This window comes from Cryobacterium mannosilyticum (genome assembly GCF_004402705.1).
GTDB classification, from domain to species: Bacteria; Actinomycetota; Actinomycetes; order Actinomycetales; family Microbacteriaceae; genus Cryobacterium; species Cryobacterium mannosilyticum.
This window is the reverse complement of record NZ_SOFM01000002.1, coordinates 1-17,970: the sequence shown is the minus strand read 5'-3', so window position 1 is coordinate 17,970 and position 17,970 is coordinate 1. Positions and strand designations below refer to the sequence as shown.

General features: G+C 65.2%; 20 protein-coding genes and 1 tRNA gene. 8 read left to right on the top strand and 13 right to left on the bottom strand.

Annotated features, from left to right (window positions below):
* The first annotated feature begins 51 nt into the window (after positions 1-51).
* Positions 52-1,644 carry an oleate hydratase gene (locus tag E3O32_RS00250; protein WP_134505846.1) on the top strand — a complete coding sequence of 531 codons (1,593 nt, stop codon included), beginning with the start codon at positions 52-54 and terminating at the stop codon, positions 1,642-1,644.
* A gap of 30 nt (positions 1,645-1,674) precedes the next feature.
* The gene (locus tag E3O32_RS17105; protein ID WP_166790733.1) at positions 1,675-1,839 is read left to right on the top strand and encodes a hypothetical protein; all 165 of its coding nucleotides are present in this window, start codon (positions 1,675-1,677) and stop codon (positions 1,837-1,839) included.
* Here the strand turns inward: E3O32_RS17105 and E3O32_RS00245 are convergent.
* From E3O32_RS00245 to fadE16, 5 genes are read right to left on the bottom strand one after another with little or no spacing between them, the layout of a single operon-like run.
* Complete coding sequence (locus E3O32_RS00245) at positions 1,808-2,197, bottom strand: Rv1678 family membrane protein (RefSeq protein ID WP_134505844.1); 390 nt, start codon at positions 2,195-2,197, stop codon at positions 1,808-1,810. The two genes, E3O32_RS17105 and E3O32_RS00245, sit on opposite strands and share 32 nt — an antisense overlap.
* A complete protein-coding gene (locus E3O32_RS00240; protein WP_134505842.1) occupies positions 2,194-2,739 on the bottom strand; it encodes a DoxX family protein in 546 nt (181 codons plus the stop codon). Before E3O32_RS00240 ends, E3O32_RS00245 begins: the two co-directional genes overlap by 4 nt.
* 17 nt (positions 2,740-2,756) lie before the next feature.
* Positions 2,757-3,755 (bottom strand): Rv1681 family radical SAM protein, encoded by a 999-nt coding sequence (locus tag E3O32_RS00235; protein ID WP_134505840.1) that lies wholly within the window; start codon positions 3,753-3,755, stop codon positions 2,757-2,759.
* Positions 3,749-4,573 (bottom strand): Rv1680 family SBP-like protein, encoded by an 825-nt coding sequence (locus tag E3O32_RS00230; RefSeq protein WP_134505838.1) that lies wholly within the window; start codon positions 4,571-4,573, stop codon positions 3,749-3,751. The genes E3O32_RS00235 and E3O32_RS00230 overlap by 7 nt, the downstream gene beginning before the upstream one ends.
* A gap of 7 nt (positions 4,574-4,580) precedes the next feature.
* Positions 4,581-5,714, bottom strand: a complete 1,134-nt coding sequence (fadE16, locus tag E3O32_RS00225; RefSeq protein WP_198417501.1) for an Rv1679 family acyl-CoA dehydrogenase — start codon at positions 5,712-5,714, stop codon at positions 4,581-4,583.
* Positions 5,715-6,069: 355 nt separating this feature from the next.
* Between fadE16 and E3O32_RS00220 the strand changes: the two genes are divergently transcribed.
* A complete protein-coding gene (locus tag E3O32_RS00220; RefSeq protein ID WP_166790732.1) occupies positions 6,070-6,651 on the top strand; it encodes a DUF4386 domain-containing protein in 582 nt (193 codons plus the stop codon).
* 157 nt (positions 6,652-6,808) lie between these two features.
* Positions 6,809-7,297 carry a hypothetical protein gene (locus E3O32_RS17100; RefSeq protein ID WP_166790731.1) on the top strand — a complete coding sequence of 163 codons (489 nt, stop codon included), beginning with the start codon at positions 6,809-6,811 and terminating at the stop codon, positions 7,295-7,297.
* A gap of 266 nt (positions 7,298-7,563) precedes the next feature.
* Here E3O32_RS17100 and E3O32_RS00210 read toward each other — a convergent pair whose 3' ends face one another.
* The 4 genes from E3O32_RS00210 to E3O32_RS00200 all read right to left on the bottom strand — a co-directional run bounded on the left by E3O32_RS00210 (position 7,564) and on the right by E3O32_RS00200 (position 9,978).
* A complete protein-coding gene (locus E3O32_RS00210) occupies positions 7,564-8,178 on the bottom strand; it encodes a flavodoxin family protein (RefSeq protein WP_134505832.1) in 615 nt (204 codons plus the stop codon).
* A 56-nt stretch (positions 8,179-8,234) separates the two neighbouring features.
* A complete protein-coding gene (locus E3O32_RS17480) occupies positions 8,235-8,450 on the bottom strand; it encodes a hypothetical protein (RefSeq protein WP_241974421.1) in 216 nt (71 codons plus the stop codon).
* Positions 8,372-8,623, bottom strand: a complete 252-nt coding sequence (locus E3O32_RS17475; protein WP_241974416.1) for an FAD-binding protein — start codon at positions 8,621-8,623, stop codon at positions 8,372-8,374. The genes E3O32_RS17480 and E3O32_RS17475 overlap by 79 nt, the downstream gene beginning before the upstream one ends.
* 452 nt (positions 8,624-9,075) lie before the next feature.
* The gene (locus E3O32_RS00200) at positions 9,076-9,978 is read right to left on the bottom strand and encodes a LysR family transcriptional regulator (protein WP_134505830.1); all 903 of its coding nucleotides are present in this window, start codon (positions 9,976-9,978) and stop codon (positions 9,076-9,078) included.
* 236 nt (positions 9,979-10,214) lie between these two features.
* Here E3O32_RS00200 and E3O32_RS00195 point away from each other — a divergent pair, with 236 nt between their 5' ends.
* The gene (locus E3O32_RS00195) at positions 10,215-11,573 is read left to right on the top strand and encodes an MFS transporter (protein ID WP_198417500.1); all 1,359 of its coding nucleotides are present in this window, start codon (positions 10,215-10,217) and stop codon (positions 11,571-11,573) included.
* A 355-nt stretch (positions 11,574-11,928) separates the two neighbouring features.
* On the opposite strand, the gene E3O32_RS00190 is transcribed toward E3O32_RS00195, so the two are convergent.
* Positions 11,929-12,390, bottom strand: a complete 462-nt coding sequence (locus tag E3O32_RS00190) for an SRPBCC domain-containing protein (RefSeq protein WP_166790730.1) — start codon at positions 12,388-12,390, stop codon at positions 11,929-11,931.
* Positions 12,391-12,837: 447 nt separating this feature from the next.
* A tRNA-Ser gene (locus tag E3O32_RS00185) sits at positions 12,838-12,927 on the bottom strand.
* 135 nt (positions 12,928-13,062) lie between these two features.
* Between E3O32_RS00185 and E3O32_RS00180 the strand changes: the two genes are divergently transcribed.
* Together E3O32_RS00180 and radA are read left to right on the top strand one after the other, a co-directional pair.
* On the top strand, positions 13,063-13,845 hold the full coding sequence (locus E3O32_RS00180) for an SGNH/GDSL hydrolase family protein (protein ID WP_241974415.1): 783 nt from the start codon (positions 13,063-13,065) through the stop codon (positions 13,843-13,845).
* A 34-nt stretch (positions 13,846-13,879) separates the two neighbouring features.
* Positions 13,880-15,247: a DNA repair protein RadA gene (gene radA, locus E3O32_RS00175; protein ID WP_134505824.1), complete on the top strand. Its 1,368-nt coding sequence runs from the start codon at positions 13,880-13,882 to the stop codon at positions 15,245-15,247.
* Positions 15,248-15,282: 35 nt separating this feature from the next.
* Here radA and E3O32_RS00170 read toward each other — a convergent pair whose 3' ends face one another.
* Together E3O32_RS00170 and E3O32_RS00165 are read right to left on the bottom strand one after the other, a co-directional pair.
* A complete protein-coding gene (locus tag E3O32_RS00170; protein ID WP_134505822.1) occupies positions 15,283-16,920 on the bottom strand; it encodes a GGDEF domain-containing protein in 1,638 nt (545 codons plus the stop codon).
* Between the two features lie 178 nt (positions 16,921-17,098).
* Positions 17,099-17,536 (bottom strand): SseB family protein, encoded by a 438-nt coding sequence (locus tag E3O32_RS00165; RefSeq protein ID WP_420898080.1) that lies wholly within the window; start codon positions 17,534-17,536, stop codon positions 17,099-17,101.
* A gap of 152 nt (positions 17,537-17,688) precedes the next feature.
* Here E3O32_RS00165 and E3O32_RS00160 point away from each other — a divergent pair.
* A partial coding sequence (locus tag E3O32_RS00160; protein ID WP_420898079.1) for a hypothetical protein occupies positions 17,689-17,970 on the top strand: 282 nt, incomplete at its 3' end.

Below are 17,970 nucleotides of genomic sequence, written 5' to 3'. Positions count from 1 at the left end.
GAAATGAGCAGAGTCCGAATGTGTAGCGAGAGCTGAAGGAGAGGCACGACCATGACAATCGACCCGAAACAGGCGCACCTGTGGATCGTCGGCGGCGGAATCGCCGGTATGGCGGCCGCCGCCTTCGCCATCCGCGACGCCGGGGTGCCCGGCGAGAACATCCACATCCTCGAGGAGCTGGGGCACGTCGGCGGTGCCATGGATGCCGTGGATTCCCCCGCCATGCCCGGCGCCATGGTGACGCGCGGGGCCCGGATGTTCTGCGAAGAGGTGTACCAGACCACCTGGGATCTCTTCTCGCAGATCCCCTCACTCGAGAACCCGGATGTCACCGTCCGGGAGGAGATCCTGGACTGGAACGACAAGCACGAGACCCATGGCAAGACACGGTTGGCTGATGCGCGACACCGCGTCCTGAACGCCGCCGACTACGGCCTGACCACGCGCGACCGGTTTGAGATAACGCGCATGCTCGCCCTGAGCGAGAAGGCCCTCGGCGCCCGCCGCATCGAAGACCTCTTCAGTGCGCATTTCCTGCAGACCAACTTCTGGCACATGTGGCGCACCACGTTCGCGTTCCAGAAGTGGAACTCCGCTGCCGAGCTGCGCCGCTACTTCTTGCGCTTCATCCAGGAGTTTGACAACCTCGACACACTCTCCGGGGTGCGGCGAACGAAGTACAACCAGAACGACTCGATGATCGTGCCGCTCCAACGCTGGCTCGTGGCCCAGGGCGTCGACGTCCGCTTCGGCACGCGCGTCATCGATGTCGACTTCACCCACTCCCCCCAGCGCCGCCGCGCGACCCGCCTGCACGTGGAGGACTCGACCGGAAGCTCGACGATCGACCTCGGCCAGAACGACCTCGCCTTTCTCACCATCGGATCCATCGTCGCCGACACCACCTACGGCGGCAACGACACCGTGCCCCCACTGGTCCGGGACCGGGTGGACGGCAGCTGGTCGCTGTGGGAGGAACTGGCCAGGAAGGCGCCCGACTTCGGCCGCCCCAACACATTCTGCGGCAACGTCGACGAGAGCAAATGGGAGTCATTCACGCTCACGATGCACGGCGACGCGCTGATCAAGCGCTGGGTCGAGTACACCGGCAACGAGCTGGGCACCGGCGCCATGACGACGTTGATCGAATCGGGCTGGTATCTGTCGGCGGTCGTGGTGGGCCAGCCCCATTTCGCGAATCAGCCCGATGGCACCTACACGATGTGGGGCTGGGGGCTGGAGATCGACAACGAGGGCGACTACATCAAGAAGAAGATGTCGCAGGCGACCGGCACCGAGATCCTCACCGAGCTCATCCACCAGCTCGGCTTCGAGGACATCCTCGACGAGGTGCTCGCCACGACCGACGTCACAACCTCGATGATGCCGTACGCCTCCGCACTGTTCGCCCGGCGCGTTCCCGGGGACCGCCCCAAGGTAATCCCCGACGGAGCGCAGAACTTCGCGTTCCTCGGTCAGTTCACCGAGCTTCCCGGCGACGTCGTGTTCACCGTGGAGTACTCGATCCACGGGGCCATGCACGCGGTGTACGAGCTTCTCGGGGTCGACCGGGAGATCCCGCCGATCTTCCGTGGCCTCCGCGATCCGAAGGTTCTGGTCAAGGCGCTCCGGGCCGCCTACTGAAAAGCACGCCACGCGCGCGACCGGCTCGACATGACACGCCTGCTGGCGATGAGCGAGAAGATCCTCGGGGCTCGCCGCGTCGACGTGCGTTTCGGCACGAGCATCATCACTGTCGACGTCGCGGGCGCAGATCAGCCACGGCGAACCATCCACCAGGGTGTAACTAACTACGCTTTGGCATCGGCCGCGAAGTGATCCAAATGGCGGTGAGGGCGGTGCCGAGTCCGGTCATCAGGGCGGCGGCGTTGACAGAGCCGGAGATGATGCCGATCGTCGCAGCGTAGGTGACGAGGCGCACCAGCCCGACGACGATGAGGATCGTTCCGGCCGCAAGCAGGAGCGCGGGCATCCGTAGTGCACAGCCGAGCGCGGCAAGGGCACCGAGCACGACCAGGACGAGTGCTTGCACAAGGTTGACCGAGACGAACTGCAGCGGCGTGTAGTGCAGCAGCGAGAACAGCGAGCTGAGCGCGGTGAAACCGGCGACGATCAGGCCCCGGGTGCGCCAGATTGCTGAGGTGGCAGCAGTACCGGTAGGAGTGCCGGCGCTCATGAGAGGGCCATCGCAATCCGACCCGGCCGACCCGAGGCGAGCGACCACCGGGGTCTCAGCAGTCCATCGACGCCGGCGATCCTTCCGGCGGCGGTTGCCAGAATGACGAATTGCGCCGCGAACATCAGGTAGTAGCTCCACTGCCACTCCCCGGGGGTGTTCAGCACCGAGAGGGTGATGGCGATGGTCTGCAGGATGCCGATGGCCGCCCAGAAGCGTGTCAGGAATCCCACGAGCAGGAACGCGCCGAGGCAGAATTCTGCGATCAGCACACCCCAGCCGAAGAGAGCGAAGTTGGGGAAGATGACGTTCTGCACCAGCCAGCTGAACGCTCCGAGCACCGGATGCTGCACCGCATCCGCGGTGTACTGGTAGAGGCCATTCTGGGCAGCTTGCCCGAAGTCGGGCGGGCGCTTCCAGTTCACATTCTGTAGCCACATCAACCCGACTGCGATCCGCACGGCGGCAAGCACCGCGCGAGTGAGACGCCCGGTCTCGATCTGGTTGATCTGGGTCGGCGCGATGGCGCGGGTAGTGGTCATGGCGCTCTCCTTTCGTTTCAAGCGCAGGCGAACATCGAGGTGGTCGCCGTTGACGATGACCAGTGTTGGGTGAAGAGTTCGCTGACCCGGTCGAGCGCGGGGGCAAGCGGCAGGATCTGGCGACTCACGAGCGCGTTTTCGTCAAGGGCGGCAACGGGATGCCAGTAGACACCGTCCGCCGTCACGGTCACCTCGGGGATCAAAGATTCGCGCGTGAACGCGACCCCCTCTTCGGCGACGCCCTGATGCGCGATGGGGCGGATGACCTGGTCGGCTCGCGGGATTCCGAGCCCGTCGAATAGCGCGTGCAGCTCATCGAGGGCCGGGTCGTCGTGCGCCGAGATCGTCGCCGCGACCCGCACGGTGAAACCTTCGTCGAGTGCGACCCGAATGCCGGCAAGGGCCCGTTCCCAGCTCCCGGCGCCGCGGTGGGAATCGTGCACCTCGGGGGTGGGTGAGTCCACACTGATTTGGAGCGCGAAGCCTTGACGTGGCATCGCCTGTAGTTTGCGCAGCCCGTGGCCGCGGAACAGCATGCCGTTGGTCAGCAGTGTGGTCGGCAGCCGGTCGACGCAGGCCCGCACGATGACGTCGATGTCCGGCAGCAGGAACGGCTCGCCGCCCGTGAGATACAGCTCGCGCACGCCCCAGTCGGCAGCCTCGGTGACGAGTGCCTGAATGTTGTCGATGCCGAGCAATCGCGGATCGGTCTTCGGCGACGAGGCGACGCAGCAATAGTCGCAGGCCAGGTTGCAGTGGAAGTTCGTGTAGAGCCAGAGCCTCGCCCCGGGCATCCGGTCGGCGGGGATCATGCTGCCGGGGCTGCGCGGCCGTCCCCGGCCCACGGTCACGTGGCCGGTGTCCTGTTCGACCATCAGGGTGCTGACGAGGGTGTTGCCCGTTTTCTCGCACCATCGGCGCACGAGTTCCAGTTCGCTCGCCGAGGCCACCGCAAACTCTGCCGTGTCGCCTTCGGCCAGTTGCTCGACGGTGCGCATCAGCGCCATGACTACCATCGGGCGTCCACGCCCTGCTCCTTGATCGCCGCAAAAAGTCCGTTGTAGCCCTCGAGGTGTGGTTCGACCCATCGGGTCAGACCCTCCAGTTCGAGGATGCGCCGGTGCGCCGGAACCTCCCAGTCCATGGCGAGCAGCTTCGACACCCACGGTGCATAGACCGACTCGGGCAGGGTGTCGAGCGCGGTGAACATGCAGTGCGAGTAGGTTTCGGTCTGCCAGACCGGCTCCAGCATGCCCGGCATGAGGTCGCCGCGGCCGATGTTCTCCCACACCGTGATACCGATCGCAGCGACATCAGCATCACCGGCGAGCACCGCATCGATCGCGTCCAGCTCGCTGCGACCGGTGTCACCGTGCTTGCCGATGTCACTGTTGAAGCGCTGAATGTGCAGGTGATCGACATCCACGCCGGCTTCACGCAGATAGTGCAGCGGCAGAATCGCGGCATGCGCTGAGTCCGCCGACCCGAGTGCCAGGCGCCGGGTCGAGATGTCGCCGGGCCCGGACCAGCCGCTTCCCGCCGCCGCGACGAACACCGTTGAAAATGTGGCGTCCGTGTCGCGCATTGCGAGTGGCCGCACGTGCCCGTCGGTCTGAAGAACGGCCCGCGCATACGCAAGATTCGTGTTCCAGGCGATGTCGATCATCCCCGCCTGCAGTGCGTCGACCAAGCGGCCATAGTTCGAGAACAGCACGAAATCCATCGCCGTTTCCGGTTCGTCGAAATATTCGCGGATGCCTTCCCAGATGGGAACGACGTTGGGGGTGTAGGCGACTGCCCCGATGAGCAGGGGGGCTCCGACGAGTTTCGACATCCGGAGCTCAGAACAGCGGAAGGCCGGTGACGGCCTTCCCGTAGAAGTCGTAAAGCACGTCGGCGGTCGGCGCCATGACCGACCCCGCGCGCGCATCCCGGAACGCCCGCTCGATAGGTAGGTGTTTTGAGAACGCCGCTCCGCCGCACACCCGCATCGCCGATTCGGTGATCGTCAGCGCGGCATCGTTCGTGGAGGCCTTCACTCCGAGCACGAAGAGCGGAGTGTCCTCGGCCGGGCTCGCCACTTTGGCGGCCGCCTGTGCAAGATACGACTTCTGCGCCGTCAACGCGATGCTCATCTTCGCTACCTGTGCCCGGATCGTCGGTAAAGCAGACAGCGCCTGGTCCAGGTGCTCCAGCCGGGCACCGGTCACGTGCGCGACAGCCGCATCAACGGCTGCGGTGGAGAGCCCGAGCGACACCGCCGAATTGCCCAGGTTGAACCACGGCAGCACGGTGGCCATCATGGTGCCGAACCCGCTGCCCGGCTCCCCGATACGAAAGCTAGACGGAATGGTGACCGCTACTGCCATCGGGCTCGACGCATTGCCGCGCAGCCCCAGCCCGCTCCACGGACCGGCGATGTCCAGGCCCTCGATCCCCGCCGGGATCGCGTACAGGTCCACCGTCTCCGGGTCGACCGCACTCTTCGACGACATCACGTACACGTCGGCATAGCCGGCCGAGGTCACCCAGCTTTTGTAGGCCGTGAAGCGAACGTCGTCCCCGTCCGCTACCGACTCCGACACAGGAGCCCAAAAGTGCGATCGCGACCCCTTCTCACTGAACGCGAGGGTGCCGAGCACCTCGCCGGAAGCCATCCGGGAAAGGAGATCCGGCATCGCGGCCGGCGGGGCGGATGTCACGGTAACCGCGGCCGCGACATGCATCAGGTAGATCATCGCGGTAGAGCCGCACGCCGCCGCGATTGCGCTCAGCACCTCCGTGAACTCGACCGGCCCGGCCCCCATACCGCCAGCGTCCTCGCTGATCACCAGGCCGAGCAGCCCGCTCGACCGGAGGGCCGCGACTGAGTCAACGGGGTAGAGGCCATCGGAATCGACCTGTTGGGCGTGAGCGGCCGCTACCGCCGTTACCTGGGCTACAGCTTCTTCGAGGGTTGACTGCGTCATGGTCATCCGGTCTCCTGGCATCGTTGCTGAAGTTTCTCGACACCGCTGTCGCGGGACCGACCACCCCAGTATCCCCCACAGGAGTGTCAGGGCGGCAAGGAATTCCTTACAGGTGTCTGACACCGGTCGACAGGCGCACCGCTGACTGGCCCGACGCCCCAGCTCTCCGGCGCGTGGGGTCGAGAACTCGGAGTACACGACGTTGAGCATCCGTCGAGAATGTCGTCTTCGTTCTTGACGTGGTAGTTGAGCGACATCGTCCGCCGAAATCTTTCTCGTCATCACCTTACATCGTATGGTACCGTCTAGCTATTCACCCTTACACCGTATGGTCACCTCCCAATTAGAGACAGGACACACCATGATCAACGCACGCAGAATCGCCCGCAGGATCGGCACGCTCATGCTCGCCGCCTTCCTCTTCTATGGCATCGGCAGCTCCCTCGCGACGACCGCCTCCGCCGGCGCACTCCTCACCACGGGCGTGGCGATGATGCTGCTCAACTCGGTGGCCGTCGTCGCGATCGGCGCGCTCATGCTGCCGATCCTCCGGCTTCACGCTCCGGCAGTCGCCGTCGGCTACCTCGCCACCCGAATCTTTGAGGGCGGTTTCCTCGCCGTCGGCGCGATCGCCCTGCTCGTCGGAGTCTCCGGCGCCAACTTCCTCGCGTACAACATCGCGATGGCCGGACTCGGAATCGGAAGCCTGTTCTTCTGCGTCGCGCTCTACCGCTCTCGCCTCGTGCCGCGGTTTCTCGCGGTCTGGGGATTCGTCGGTTACGCGTCATTCGCGGCCGGCTGCTTTCTCGAACTCGCCGGAGTCGCCGGCGCCGGCCTCGTCTCCACCGTTCCCGGTGGCCTGTTCGAGATCTTCTTCGCCATCTGGCTCATCGCGCGCGGCTTAGGCTCGACCGCGGCCATCACGGTCACGGCTCGCGCATGACCACCCCTGGACGACCGACCGCACGTCGAACGCCGCGTGGGACACTCACGCGGTGAAATGGATGGCCACCGAAGTGAGGCCCGGCCGGGGACACGATCGGTCGACAAAGGTGGAAAAGTTGTGACCGCACCTACGTTTGGAGTGGGGGGAGTAAATAATGAAAAGCATCGCTTCACTTGCAACCATGATCCTGGCAGTAGCCACGGCGCTGGGTTTCACCGGATGCGCAGGTGCCGTGGGCGGAGCTCCGATTGGCACCCAATCGGAGCCTCGGTCAACGTCGGCTATGCCGACCACCACGGTGCCCACGTCGGCCCCGCCGACCAGGGTGTCCCTGGAGCGACTGCACGAGGAATACGTTGCATCGGGATTGCCTTGTGACTGGGTTGTCACTGACAACGTCATGCTCGGAACAATCGCATCCGGACGTTGCACTGACACCGAGAATGGCATCAGTACTTTTGCCGCTCAGGCAGACGTCGACGCTCTACTTGAACTCAACAGCGAGAGCATCGAGCCTGGTCTCGTCCTCGTCGGGGCCATGTGGGTTGTCGGCAGCGAACATCCTGAGGACCTCATCAAAGCCCAAGCGACAATGGGCGGAGACTTGTGGCCAACGGACTCAGCTTCCTTCGCGGGCAAGTAGCGCAGGACTTCCAGCAGCCCCTCCGAAGCATTGCAGCACGCGGACGCAAACGGTGCGATGGCGAAGACCCTGAGAGTGACGAGCGGGAAGATTGCAATCCAGGTGGTCACTGCCCGGACGGGGACGGGCGGGGGGCCTGCTGGCGCATTGTTGATGACCTGGGCGCTGGGGTCACGTCGTTGGGCCACCCCCAGGGTCTGGGTGGCCACGGCGTCAAACCAGGAGTAGCTGTGAGCCAGCATGTCCTGAGGCAGAACGCCCTCCGGTCAGGCTGCGGCCTTCAAAGAATGCCCGTCACTAGTCGACGTGATGTCATTCAATGTCCTTGCGAAATGCTCACCAAACGACGTTGCTGTTTCAATATCTCCCTGAGTGAACGAATCGGCGGGGGCCCGATGGTCTATCTGAGCCATCGCCCCCGTCCACGATCCAAGCCTGTCGGCTCCCTGGTTCGCGACGGCATCGATGCCGCTCTTCGGGATGAGCGGGTTGCCAACCCAGAGCATCCCGTGCTGCATCGAAAAGACAACCATCGAGAGAAGGGTGGATTGTTTGTCTCCGGAGGGCAACGACGACACTGTGAATCCGGCCGCGAGCTTGCCTCTTAGCTCTTGTTCACGAAAGATCGGCGAAGTAGAGTCCATGAACGATTTGAAGGGCCCGGAGACTCCGCCGAAGTAGGTAGGAGAACCCCAGATAAGACCATCGAAAGTGGATAGTTCGATGGGCGAGGTGACAAGGTCATCCGCCTTCAAAAGCGTGACCTCTACCCCTGCGACATTTCGAGCTCCTTCAACGACGCGCTGTGCGAAGAACTCGGTATGTCCATGGCCGCTGTGGTAGACGACCGCCATCTGCTTCTTCGACTGGAAAATTGACATGGTGTTGTTCCTCTTCTTTTTGGTATTGATGCTGGTGTTGGATTGGGCAAGGTCGTCTACGTGTTCGTCCCTGCGGACGCAGCGTCGAGGACCTTCTGTAGCAGCCAGCCGTTGATGCCGATGGCACTTGCACTGCCAGCGCCACCGGCAAGGGTCACGTCAAATCCGCCGTCTTTGCGACGACCGATCGCTGTCACCGTCGAGGCCTCGATTGAGCCGCCATAGACGGCGACCGCTTGGCGGCCCGCGGCCAGAAACTCCGTCGGCGGCATGCCGTCGCGGGAGACGAAGCCGTGCGTATGTGCGGCCGGCGCGTTGCGCGGCTGGCCGCATCAATCAGCAGCACATCCGCACGGGCTCTCCCCAGCACTAACCCGGCGCCCAAGCCAGCAGCTCCGGCGCCGATGATGATTACGTCGTGCTGTGTCTTCAGGAACCTTGTCATCGTGTGTACCTCCTGAAGAGAGAGTGCCACGCCTGACGGTGAGAGTGGGAATGAATTTGCTGAAACAGGGACGACCTGTGCCTTTCGAGGAGATTGTGACGTCGCCTCAGGTCGAAGACCCTCGCGTTCTTCGTGCATGTTCGGGAAACAGGGCGAGCGCATCCACGTTCGAGCTCGGTCCAAGACCACGTGACATAGCAGACGCACGAAAGAACCGTCGAAATCCGGGGTGCCTCAGGAAACCCCCGTTGCTTGACTGAACTCCTGGCCGATGCGCTGACGCTGGCGCTGTGGTGCGCCTTCACAACTTCTTGATGTCGAGTCCGTGTCTCCGATGACCGAGAAGCAGCTCCGTGTTCCGGGCCTCGTTCTTCGCAGAGAAAACGGACTGTCGCGCACCACGAGCCGTTTCCACAGTGGCGACTTGTGCCGTCGGGCCTGGGTGGTCGGGCTCAGACCGCGGCGTCGATCTCCGCGGACACGCGCCTCACGCAAGTGCGTAGCCATCGATGGGCTGGGTCGACATCCAGCCTCGGGTGCCAGAGCATCGAGACGGTGATTTCTGGCGTGGGTATCGGGAGGGGGAACATCCACAGGTCGGTACGCAGGTTCCTGGTCTGTCGTTCAGGGACGGTAGCGATCAGATCTGATGCCCGGGCCAGAGCCAGTGCGGCCGCGAAGCCGCCGACGACGACCGTGATCTCCCTTTCCAGCCCATATGGCCTGAGCGCCTCGTCTACGGCCCCTCTTTCGAGACCGCGCCGTGACACGCGGATGTGACCACCGGACGCATATCGCTTGGGAGTGATCTTGGTCCGCGTCAAGGGGTGCCCCATCCGGACTACGCCCACAAAACGGTCCTTGAACACCGACTCAGCGCGGATCTCCCGAATGGTCTCGTCTGCCACGCCGATTTCGAGGTCCACGGTGCCATCTCGCAGGGACGCGGCGTCATTGTTGGTCTTCTGCATGAAGCGCAGCCGCACGCCTGGGGCCTTCTCGATGACGCGGCTGATGAGATCGGGTCCAAAGCTCTCGACGAATCCATCGCTGGTCCGCAGGGTGAACGTCCTGGACACCACACCGAGGTCGACGGTCTCGGCCGGGCGGAGTAACGCCTCAGCATCCTGCACAATATGACCGACGCGCTCGACGAGCTCGAGCGCGTGAGGCGTGCGCACGAGACCGCGTCCGGCCCTGACCAACAGAGGATCGCCCGTTGTCTTACGCAACCGGGCAAGCGCCCTGCTCATCGCGGAGGGGCTGAGCCTTAGTCGTTCGGCCGCCCGAGTGACGTTGCCCTCCTGCAACAGCACGTCCAGGGTAACCAGGAGATTCAAGTCAGGTCTTGCCATAGGACAAGTGTCCCACGGGGCGTCTGACTATGGCGTCTGGCGCACTAATCATGTGACGATGTTGCGCCTTCCGCCATGTTGTTGGCGGCTCTACTCTGATGAAGTCCGTTCAGAGGCCGCAGGGAAGCAAAGGTTCACACATGGGAACAACGAACGTCAACCGAGACCAATCACTGGCTCGAACAACAGGCGGAGCGAGTGGGTTCCGGTGGGCGCTCCTCACTCTCTCGCTGTCCATGTTGCTCCCCGCGCTGAGCACGAGCATCGTCAACGTCGGCCTGCCGAGCATGGCGGAGGGGTTTTCTGCCTCCTTCCAGCAAGTCCAGTGGATTGTCCTTGCCTACCTTCTCGCTATCTCGTCCCTGATTGTTGGCGTCGGGCGCCTCGGTGACATCGCCGGACGCCGGCGCTTACTGCTGGTCGGAATCGCTATCTTCACGACGGCCACGTTCCTCTCCGGCGTTGCGCCAACCCTCTGGCTTTTGATCGCGGCCCGCGCGTCCCAGGGCATCGGCGCAGCCAGCATGATGGCACTCAGCATGGCGTTCGTTGCCGAGACGGTGCCAAAGCCACGGATCGGACGGGCCATGGGTTTGCTCGGGACGATGTCCGCGATCGGCACTGCCCTCGGGCCGTCGCTCGGAGGCCTCCTGATCGCAGGCTTCGGCTGGAGGGCGATCTTCCTCGTCACTGCACCGCTGGGCCTCTTGACGTTTGTCCTCGCGCGACGATACCTGCCTGCCGACGGCCCAACGCGGAAGACCGGTCGACTCGGCTTCGACTATGTGGGAACGTCACTGCTCGCCCTGACACTCGGGGCCTATTCGCTCGCGGTGACCCTCGAGCGTGGCGTATTCGGACCTCTGAGCGTGGCTCTGCTCCTGGCTGCCGCGGTCGGATTGGGCCTATTCGTGCTCGCCGAGAAACGGGTGACGTCACCGTTGATTCGATTGAAGAATTTCCGTGACCCCGTGCTCAGCGCCGGCCTTGGGATGAGCGCTCTCGTCTCGACGGTCATGATGACGACGCTGGTGGTTGGTCCGTTCCATCTCTCACGTGCCCTCGGGATCCAGCCAGCCCTGATCGGCCTCGTGATGTCGGCCGGTCCAGTCGTCGCCGCGCTAACCGGCGTGCCGGCCGGGCGCCTGGTAGATCGTCTGGGAACCCAGCGCGTGGTCGTCTTCGGACTGATCGGCATGGTCATCGGGTCGATTTCGATGTCTTTGGTGCCGATCTCGTTCGGTGTCGCGGGATATGTCATCTCGCTTGTGGTCATCACCGCCAGCTACGCGCTGTTTCAGACGGCCAACAACACCACGGTGATGACAGGCATCCGCGCCGACCAGCGCGGCGTGATCTCCGGAATGCTCAACCTATCGCGCAATTTGGGGCTTCTCACCGGCGCGTCAGTGATGGGCGCTGTCTTCGCCTTCGCCTCAGGGGCGACCGACATCACCACCGCACTGCCCGATGACGTCGCCACCGGCACCCGGTGGGCGTTCGCGCTCGCGGCAACGCTCGTCACGGTCGCGCTTGGCGTCGCTATCGGAAGCAGCCGGTCGACCGCAGTCCGGGACCAGCTGAACACGCCCTGAGTGAGCGCGCTACACCAAGCTTCGGCGTTCGTCGCTGACTCTGCGCGGCCAGCCTCTGAGAAAGGGGATGCTGGCCGCGCACTCTGTGCATCCTTAGGACGAGTCGATGGCGACGTCGCCGTCGCGCTCGATCACGCTAAAACTCTTTCGAGTGTTGTCAAACCGTTGTCAGGGACCCCCGCGAAGGAATAGAAGAGCCCCCTGCTTCCCAGTGAAACAAAGGGATGCAGGGGGCTTACAAATGACGGGGCAGATTTTCGGCGCTTTCTGGCACATCCTCTGCGCTCCGCCAAATAATCTTCTACCGGCCCAGCAACGTGGCCAACTCGTCGAGCGACTCCCCCCTAATCGTGAACTACTGGGTGACACCCTCGAGTAGGATCGCGAGCTCGTCGAGTTCGACGTCCCAGCCCTCTCGGTTCTGCTCAAGACGTTCGCGACGGTAGAGGGTGCCGCCGGGGAGTGTGTCGAAGCCCGATTCGATTACCGTGACATCCGTCCCGGTACCAGCATCGGCAAGGGTGAAGCGCACGTGCGTCGAGTACTCGTCGAGCTCTTCGGCGGGGATTCCCGACCAACGGAAGCCGAACGAGCCGTCGGGCACCACCTCGGTGATCTCGATCGGGAAGCTGCCGTAGTCATCCCAGTCGATGCTGCCAGTAGCACCGGGCTCGAGCGCGGTGAACACCACACCGTCTCCGAACCACTTGACCATCACCTCGGGGTCGGTCAGCGCCTTCCAGACGCTCGCGCGCGCGGCCTCGATATGCACGGTGCGGGTCACGGTGTGGCCCTTGATTCTTGCGTGATCAGACACGGTGTTTCCTTCACGTACGAGCCGAGCGCGACGGGAATATTGCCCGCCGAGCGGCACGTCAACTAGTTCTGCAAACGCACCTCATCGAGCGTACCCATGATTGCGTATCAGTTCACGGGTGGGAGAACTCCATGAACGCGAGTGGCAACGCATCAGAGGTCGGTCCGCCACGCGCGGAGAGATCAAAGCGCTCTCGCGGCAGATCGCTCAGCTCCACGAAGCGTTGGACCGCTCACGAGCTGGTGAGAATTCAGACGATGTAACGGCCGGGCGCCGATAGTCCCAACTGCTCTGATTGCTGGCAGCCGCCCGCTGGCGGACATTCCTCGCAGATCACCTGACGCGAGACCAGGCCTCTGAGAGGCCGGAACGCCGGGCAGGACCTGCTGCAAGCAAGAAAAAACCCCCGGCTTCCCAGTGAAACAAAGGGATGCAGGGGGTGATTCGTGGCGGTACCGGTGGGATTTGAACCCACGGTGGAGTCTCCCCCACACAACTTTTCGAGAGTTGCACCTTCGGCCGCTCGGACACGGTACCGAGGGAGATTGTAGTTGAGACCGAGGCGGGATGCGAATCGGGCGGCGCTGCAGCATCCGCTCGCCACGCGGCGTAGGGACTGGGCGTGAGCCGATGCGGCAGCGAACACCCAGTGGACCGCGGTAATCTCGGCGGGTGACAAACGCCAATCAGAACATTCGGGCCCTCATCGTCGCTGCCGGCACCGTCGCGACCGCGGCCGGGATCGGTGCCGCCGCGCTGGTGAACTTCCGCAATTTCAAGGGCCGGCTGGCCGAGAACGCCGCCGTGCTGAACGAGACCCTGCCGGTGCACTCGCTCTGGTGGCGCACCCATGCGAAGGTGAAGGGCGAGCTGCTCTACGTGGCCATCGGCGACAGCGCGGCGCAGGGCATCGGCGCGAGCGAGCCGCACCGCAGCTACGTCGGATTGCTGGCCGACCACATCCGGCTGGCCACCGGCCGCACGGTGCGCGTGGTCAATCTCAGCGTGTCGGGCGCGACCGTTGATCTGGCCGTGCGAGACCAGCTGCCCCGGTTCGTCAAGCTCTCCCCCGACATCGTGACCGTGGCGATCGGGGCGAACGACATCGCCCTCTGGGACCCTGCCACGTTCGAGGCCGGGATCCGCGAACTGTTCGCCGTGCTGCCCGCGCACACCCTGGTGGCCGACCTGCCCTGCTTCCACCTGCCGCGCAACGAACGCAAGGTCGCGGTGGCCAATCAGATCCTGCGCACCGTCGCCGCCGAGCATGACCTGACCGTCGTGCCGCTGCACGCCACGACCAAACGGCAGGGCCTGCGCAGCATCGCCACCCACGTGGCGAGCGACCTGTTCCACCCGAACGACCGGGGCTACCGGATGTGGGCCGAGGCGTTCCTGCCGGCGGTCGGCACCCAGGCTGCCCGGCTGGTTCCCCGGGAGCTGGCCCCGCAGTAATCAAGGGTCGGTGGCCGAGGCTAGGCTCGCTGGCATGGCCAGACCCGTTTCCTCCTTCCGCTGCACGGACTGTGGCTGGACCACCCTCAAATGGGCCGGCCGCTGCGCCGAATGCCACGAATGGGGCACCGTGGTCGACACCACGGAGAAGGCCAGTGCGGCGCGGTCGCTCAAGCCTGCCGCGATCAGCGGCACCGGAATCGCCCGGCCGATCACCCACGTCGACACCACCGCCGTCTCGCACTGGCCGACCGGCATCGCCGAGTTCGACCGGGTGCTCGGCGGCGGCATCGTGCCCGGCTCGGTCATCCTGCTCAGCGGCGAGCCGGGCGTGGGCAAGTCGACCCTGCTGCTGGAGGTCGCATCGAAGGCCGCGGCGGCGAAGTCCCGGGTGCTCTATGTGAGCGCCGAGGAATCGGTCAGCCAGGTGCGCCTGCGGGCCGAGCGCACCGGAGCACTCCAGCCCGAACTGTTCATCGCGGCGGAGACCGACCTGGCCACCATCCTCGGCCAGATCGACGCGGTGAAACCCAATCTGGTCATCGTGGACTCGGTGCAGACGGTGGCCAGCTCGAATTCAGACGGTCTCGCCGGGCAGCCGAGCCAGGTGCGGGAGGTGGCCTCGACCCTGATCCGGGTGGCGAAGGACCGCAACCTGCCCATCCTCCTCGTCGGGCACGTGACCAAGGACGGTTCCATCGCCGGGCCGAGGCTGCTCGAGCACCTGGTCGACGTGGTCTGCCAGTTCGAGGGCGACCGGCAGACCGCGCTGAGGTTCGTGCGCGCGCTCAAGAACCGGTTCGGCTCGACCGATGAGGTCGGCTGCTTCGAGATGACCGGCGACGGCATCGCCGAGGTGCCCGACCCGAGCGGACTGTTCCTCAGCCGCGGCGCCGTGGCCGTGTCCGGCACCTGCGTCACGGTGGCGCTCGAGGGCCGGAGAGCGATGCCGGTGGAGGTGCAGGCGCTCGTGATCAAGTCCCAGGCGCCGAACCCCCGCCGGGTCACCAACGGGGTTGACTCGTCCCGGGTGGCAATGCTCCTCGCGGTGCTCGAGCGGAGGGCAGGGCTCGAGGGGCTGGGCGGCATGGATGTCTATGTGTCGACGGTGGGCGGCATCCGTCTCACGGAGCCCGCCGCCGATCTCGCCATCGCCCTCGCCATCGCCTCCGCGTGCAAGGACCTGCCGATCGCCCAGAACGCGGTCGCGTTCGGCGAGATCAGCCTGGCCGGCGAGGTGCGGCCGGTGTCGGCGGCCAAGCTGCGGGCGGCGGAGGCGGCTCGCCTCGGGTTCTCCACCCGCATCGACGCGTCGGCCACCGGGTCGATCGGCGCCGCGGTCGCCCTGGCGATCAAGACCGGCTTCTCGGCCAGGGAGGCAGAACTCGACGCGGTCTTCTAGGAGCGGTCTTCCAGGAACACTCGGCCGCTGGCGAACTAGGCGACGATCTCCATCGAGCCGGCAGCGACCGGGCCGGCCGGGACAAGGTGCGCCTCAACGGATTCAGTGACCGACCGGGCGATGATCGCCGAATGAACGACCCGGTTGCGGCCATCGCGCTTGGCGACATACAGGCGCACATCGGCCGCTCGCAAGAGGTCGGAGCTCTGACTGCCGTCGTCGGGTGCCAGGGCGACGCCGATGCTCGCCGTGACGGGCAGGGTGTGGGTGATCGGCGCCCAGTCGTAGTCGGCGATCGTGCGACACAGGCCCTCGAAGTATGTGTGGGCGGTTTCGGCATCCGTCTCAGGGAGGATCAGCAGGAACTCCTCGCCGCCGAGGCGCGCGGCGATGGCGTCCGGCACGGCCTTCGCCGCGTCGATGAGGATTCGGCCGAGCGCGCGGAGAACCTCGTCGCCGACCTCGTGGGAGAGCGTGTCGTTGATGCGCTTGAAGTGGTCGAGGTCGATCATGGCGATGGCGAGTGAAAGACCACCCTCCCGCAACCGCATCAGGGCCGAGCCGAGGTGCTCGTCGACGAACCGCCGGTTGTGCAACCCGGTGAGCGGGTCGCGCTCGGCGAGCTCTCGGTAGCGCTCGCTCTCGCGGCGGGACTCGGCGGTCTGGAACATGGCCTCGAGGATGCGCCCCCGCGCCTCATTCTCGCTCGCGCCGAGCGCCTCGAACTTCTCGTGGAAGTCGCGGAACGCCTCGAAGGCGGCTCGGTAGTCCGCGTTCGCGGCGTGGACTTCGGCCTGCTCGCGCGCCACCTCGGTGGTGCGCCGGTTCAGTCCGTTGCGCTGGGCGAGGTCGCGGCACCGGTCGATCACGGCCTGCGCCTTCCCCAGCCTGCCCTGCTCGCGGTACAGCTCGGTCAGCGCGACGAGGGCGGCGGCTGAGCTGTCCGGGTGTGCTTCGCTGAACACTGAGTCCATCGCCGGGAGGAGCATGGTCTCGGCTTCGTCGAGCCGACCGGCGGCCATGTACACCCTCGCGATGGTGTCGCGAGCGGACATCCCGATCTCACGGTCGCTGAGCTGCGACAGCCCGACCAGGCGTTCGACGGCTTCGAGGGCCTCGTCGTTGTTGTGGGCCAGATGCTCGGTGAAGGCAAGGTTGTTGAGGATGATGTACCGGATGTTCGTCTCCGGGTCATCGATCACGAGCCGGAGGGCGTCGTCGTAGCGCCGCCGAGCCTCGTCGAGGGACCCGGCCGAGCCGAGCGCGTCGGCGAGGCACTTGCGGGCGGCGGCCCGCATCAGAGGGGCCTCCGATTCAGACAGAAGGTCGTTCGCGGCGACGGCGTGCTCGAGGGCGGCCGCGGGGTCGCCGACCATTTCGAAGAGCGAGCCGAGCACGTCGTGGCACCGGGACTGCAGAGCGATCTCGCCGTGCTGCTGCGCCCAGGCGAGAATCTGCTGCACGTCGATGGCGCTTCGGCTCGGATCGGCCCGGTGGATGCTGACGGCGGCAATCAGGACCTGAAGTCGACGGCCGGTCGCACCGTACTCGGCATCGCCAAACTCCGCGAGCCAGTCCAGGGCCAACTGGAGAGCATCGTCACGGTCGATCCAGAACCGACGCTCGACGCTCGCCAAACGGATGCCGTCGGCATCCTGATCAGTCCCCACCACTGCGACCTGCTCCCTGACGGGTGCCAGGAGAGCGGACCGTGAAGAGTCCGTCGGACTCCACTCACTGAGAGGGCCGAACACCGTCGAGGCTCAGCCTAGCGTCACAGGGCTGTCATCACGTCGCGTGTGGACCCCCAGCACGGGGACCGCTCGCAGCCGAGGAATCGACCCTGTTCGGCTATTGCTCGGGCTTGTCCGCGGACTGCTGGGGCGGGTCGGCGCTCTCACCGGGCTGCGGACCGAGGGCACGCATCAGGTCGGCCGGGTCGGCCTGCATCACGTGCGGGCCTGCGATATCGAAGAACACCATCTCGAGCACGCCTTGATGCACGGTGAGGAACTCCCTCAGCCACTGGGTGTCGCCCACCATCACCTGCGGGTTCGGTTCGTCAGGGACCATCTGGGCGTAGTTCTCGGCGGAGGAGAAGAGCAGCAGCATCCGCTTGTCGGTGCCCTCGCGGCCGAACACACGCACCTGCTCGCCCTGGCCGTTCACGACGAGCTGGGGCACGATCACGACGTCGTTGCGGAGGGCGTAGGCCACGGCAACCACGTCTTGCGCGGCAAGCGCGGCGGCGAGGGCATCGGATCGGGTCGTCGGAGTCTGATCAGTCACGGCATCCATTCAACCAGTCGCAGGTCGCCGGGCCCCCACCACGGCGCACGCCACGAGCGAACGGCGAGCCGTAAGAATGAATCTTCGAATAAGTTATCCACAAGTAGTGACAAACCCTCACATGTGTGTTCGTGTTTTGGTATCTTCGTGGCATGGACTCACCGGCAGAGCAACTCAGACAGGCAGCGGATGCCGTCGCCCGCCTGGGCTGCTCCAGCGCCGACTACGAGGCCCTGACGGATGCCGCGGCGCTGGCCGGTCAAAAAGACATCGCCACCGCACGCCGGTTGTTGGAGACCCGGGCGGCGTGGATGGCCGCGACCATCGCCGACCGCTCCCGCCCGGAGCTGGGCCACTCGGGCCTGGCCGCGCAGCAGGGGTTCCTCTCCCCGGAGGCGATGATCCAGAAGGTCACCGGCTCAAGCAAGAACGAA

Bases quoted from the DNA above. Each gene is read 5' to 3' on its own strand.
- E3O32_RS17105 (WP_166790733.1), top strand. From the start codon at position 1,675: ATGACACGCCTGCTGGCGATGAGCGAGAAGATCCTCGGGGCTCGCCGC.
- E3O32_RS00235 (WP_134505840.1), bottom strand. From the start codon at position 3,755: ATGGTAGTCATGGCGCTGATGCGCACCGTCGAGCAACTGGCCGAAGGC.
- E3O32_RS00250 (WP_134505846.1), top strand. From the start codon at position 52: ATGACAATCGACCCGAAACAGGCGCACCTGTGGATCGTCGGCGGCGGA.
- E3O32_RS00245 (WP_134505844.1), bottom strand. From the start codon at position 2,197: ATGAGCGCCGGCACTCCTACCGGTACTGCTGCCACCTCAGCAATCTGG.
- fadE16 (WP_198417501.1), bottom strand. From the start codon at position 5,714: ATGACCATGACGCAGTCAACCCTCGAAGAAGCTGTAGCCCAGGTAACG.
- E3O32_RS17100 (WP_166790731.1), top strand. From the start codon at position 6,809: ATGAAAAGCATCGCTTCACTTGCAACCATGATCCTGGCAGTAGCCACG.
- E3O32_RS00220 (WP_166790732.1), top strand. From the start codon at position 6,070: ATGATCAACGCACGCAGAATCGCCCGCAGGATCGGCACGCTCATGCTC.
- radA (WP_134505824.1), top strand. From the start codon at position 13,880: ATGGCCAGACCCGTTTCCTCCTTCCGCTGCACGGACTGTGGCTGGACC.
- E3O32_RS00240 (WP_134505842.1), bottom strand. From the start codon at position 2,739: ATGACCACTACCCGCGCCATCGCGCCGACCCAGATCAACCAGATCGAG.
- E3O32_RS00200 (WP_134505830.1), bottom strand. From the start codon at position 9,978: ATGGCAAGACCTGACTTGAATCTCCTGGTTACCCTGGACGTGCTGTTG.
- E3O32_RS00210 (WP_134505832.1), bottom strand. From the start codon at position 8,178: ATGTCAATTTTCCAGTCGAAGAAGCAGATGGCGGTCGTCTACCACAGC.
- E3O32_RS00230 (WP_134505838.1), bottom strand. From the start codon at position 4,573: ATGTCGAAACTCGTCGGAGCCCCCCTGCTCATCGGGGCAGTCGCCTAC.
- E3O32_RS00195 (WP_198417500.1), top strand. From the start codon at position 10,215: ATGTTGCTCCCCGCGCTGAGCACGAGCATCGTCAACGTCGGCCTGCCG.
- E3O32_RS17475 (WP_241974416.1), bottom strand. From the start codon at position 8,623: ATGACAAGGTTCCTGAAGACACAGCACGACGTAATCATCATCGGCGCC.
- E3O32_RS17480 (WP_241974421.1), bottom strand. From the start codon at position 8,450: ATGCCGCCGACGGAGTTTCTGGCCGCGGGCCGCCAAGCGGTCGCCGTC.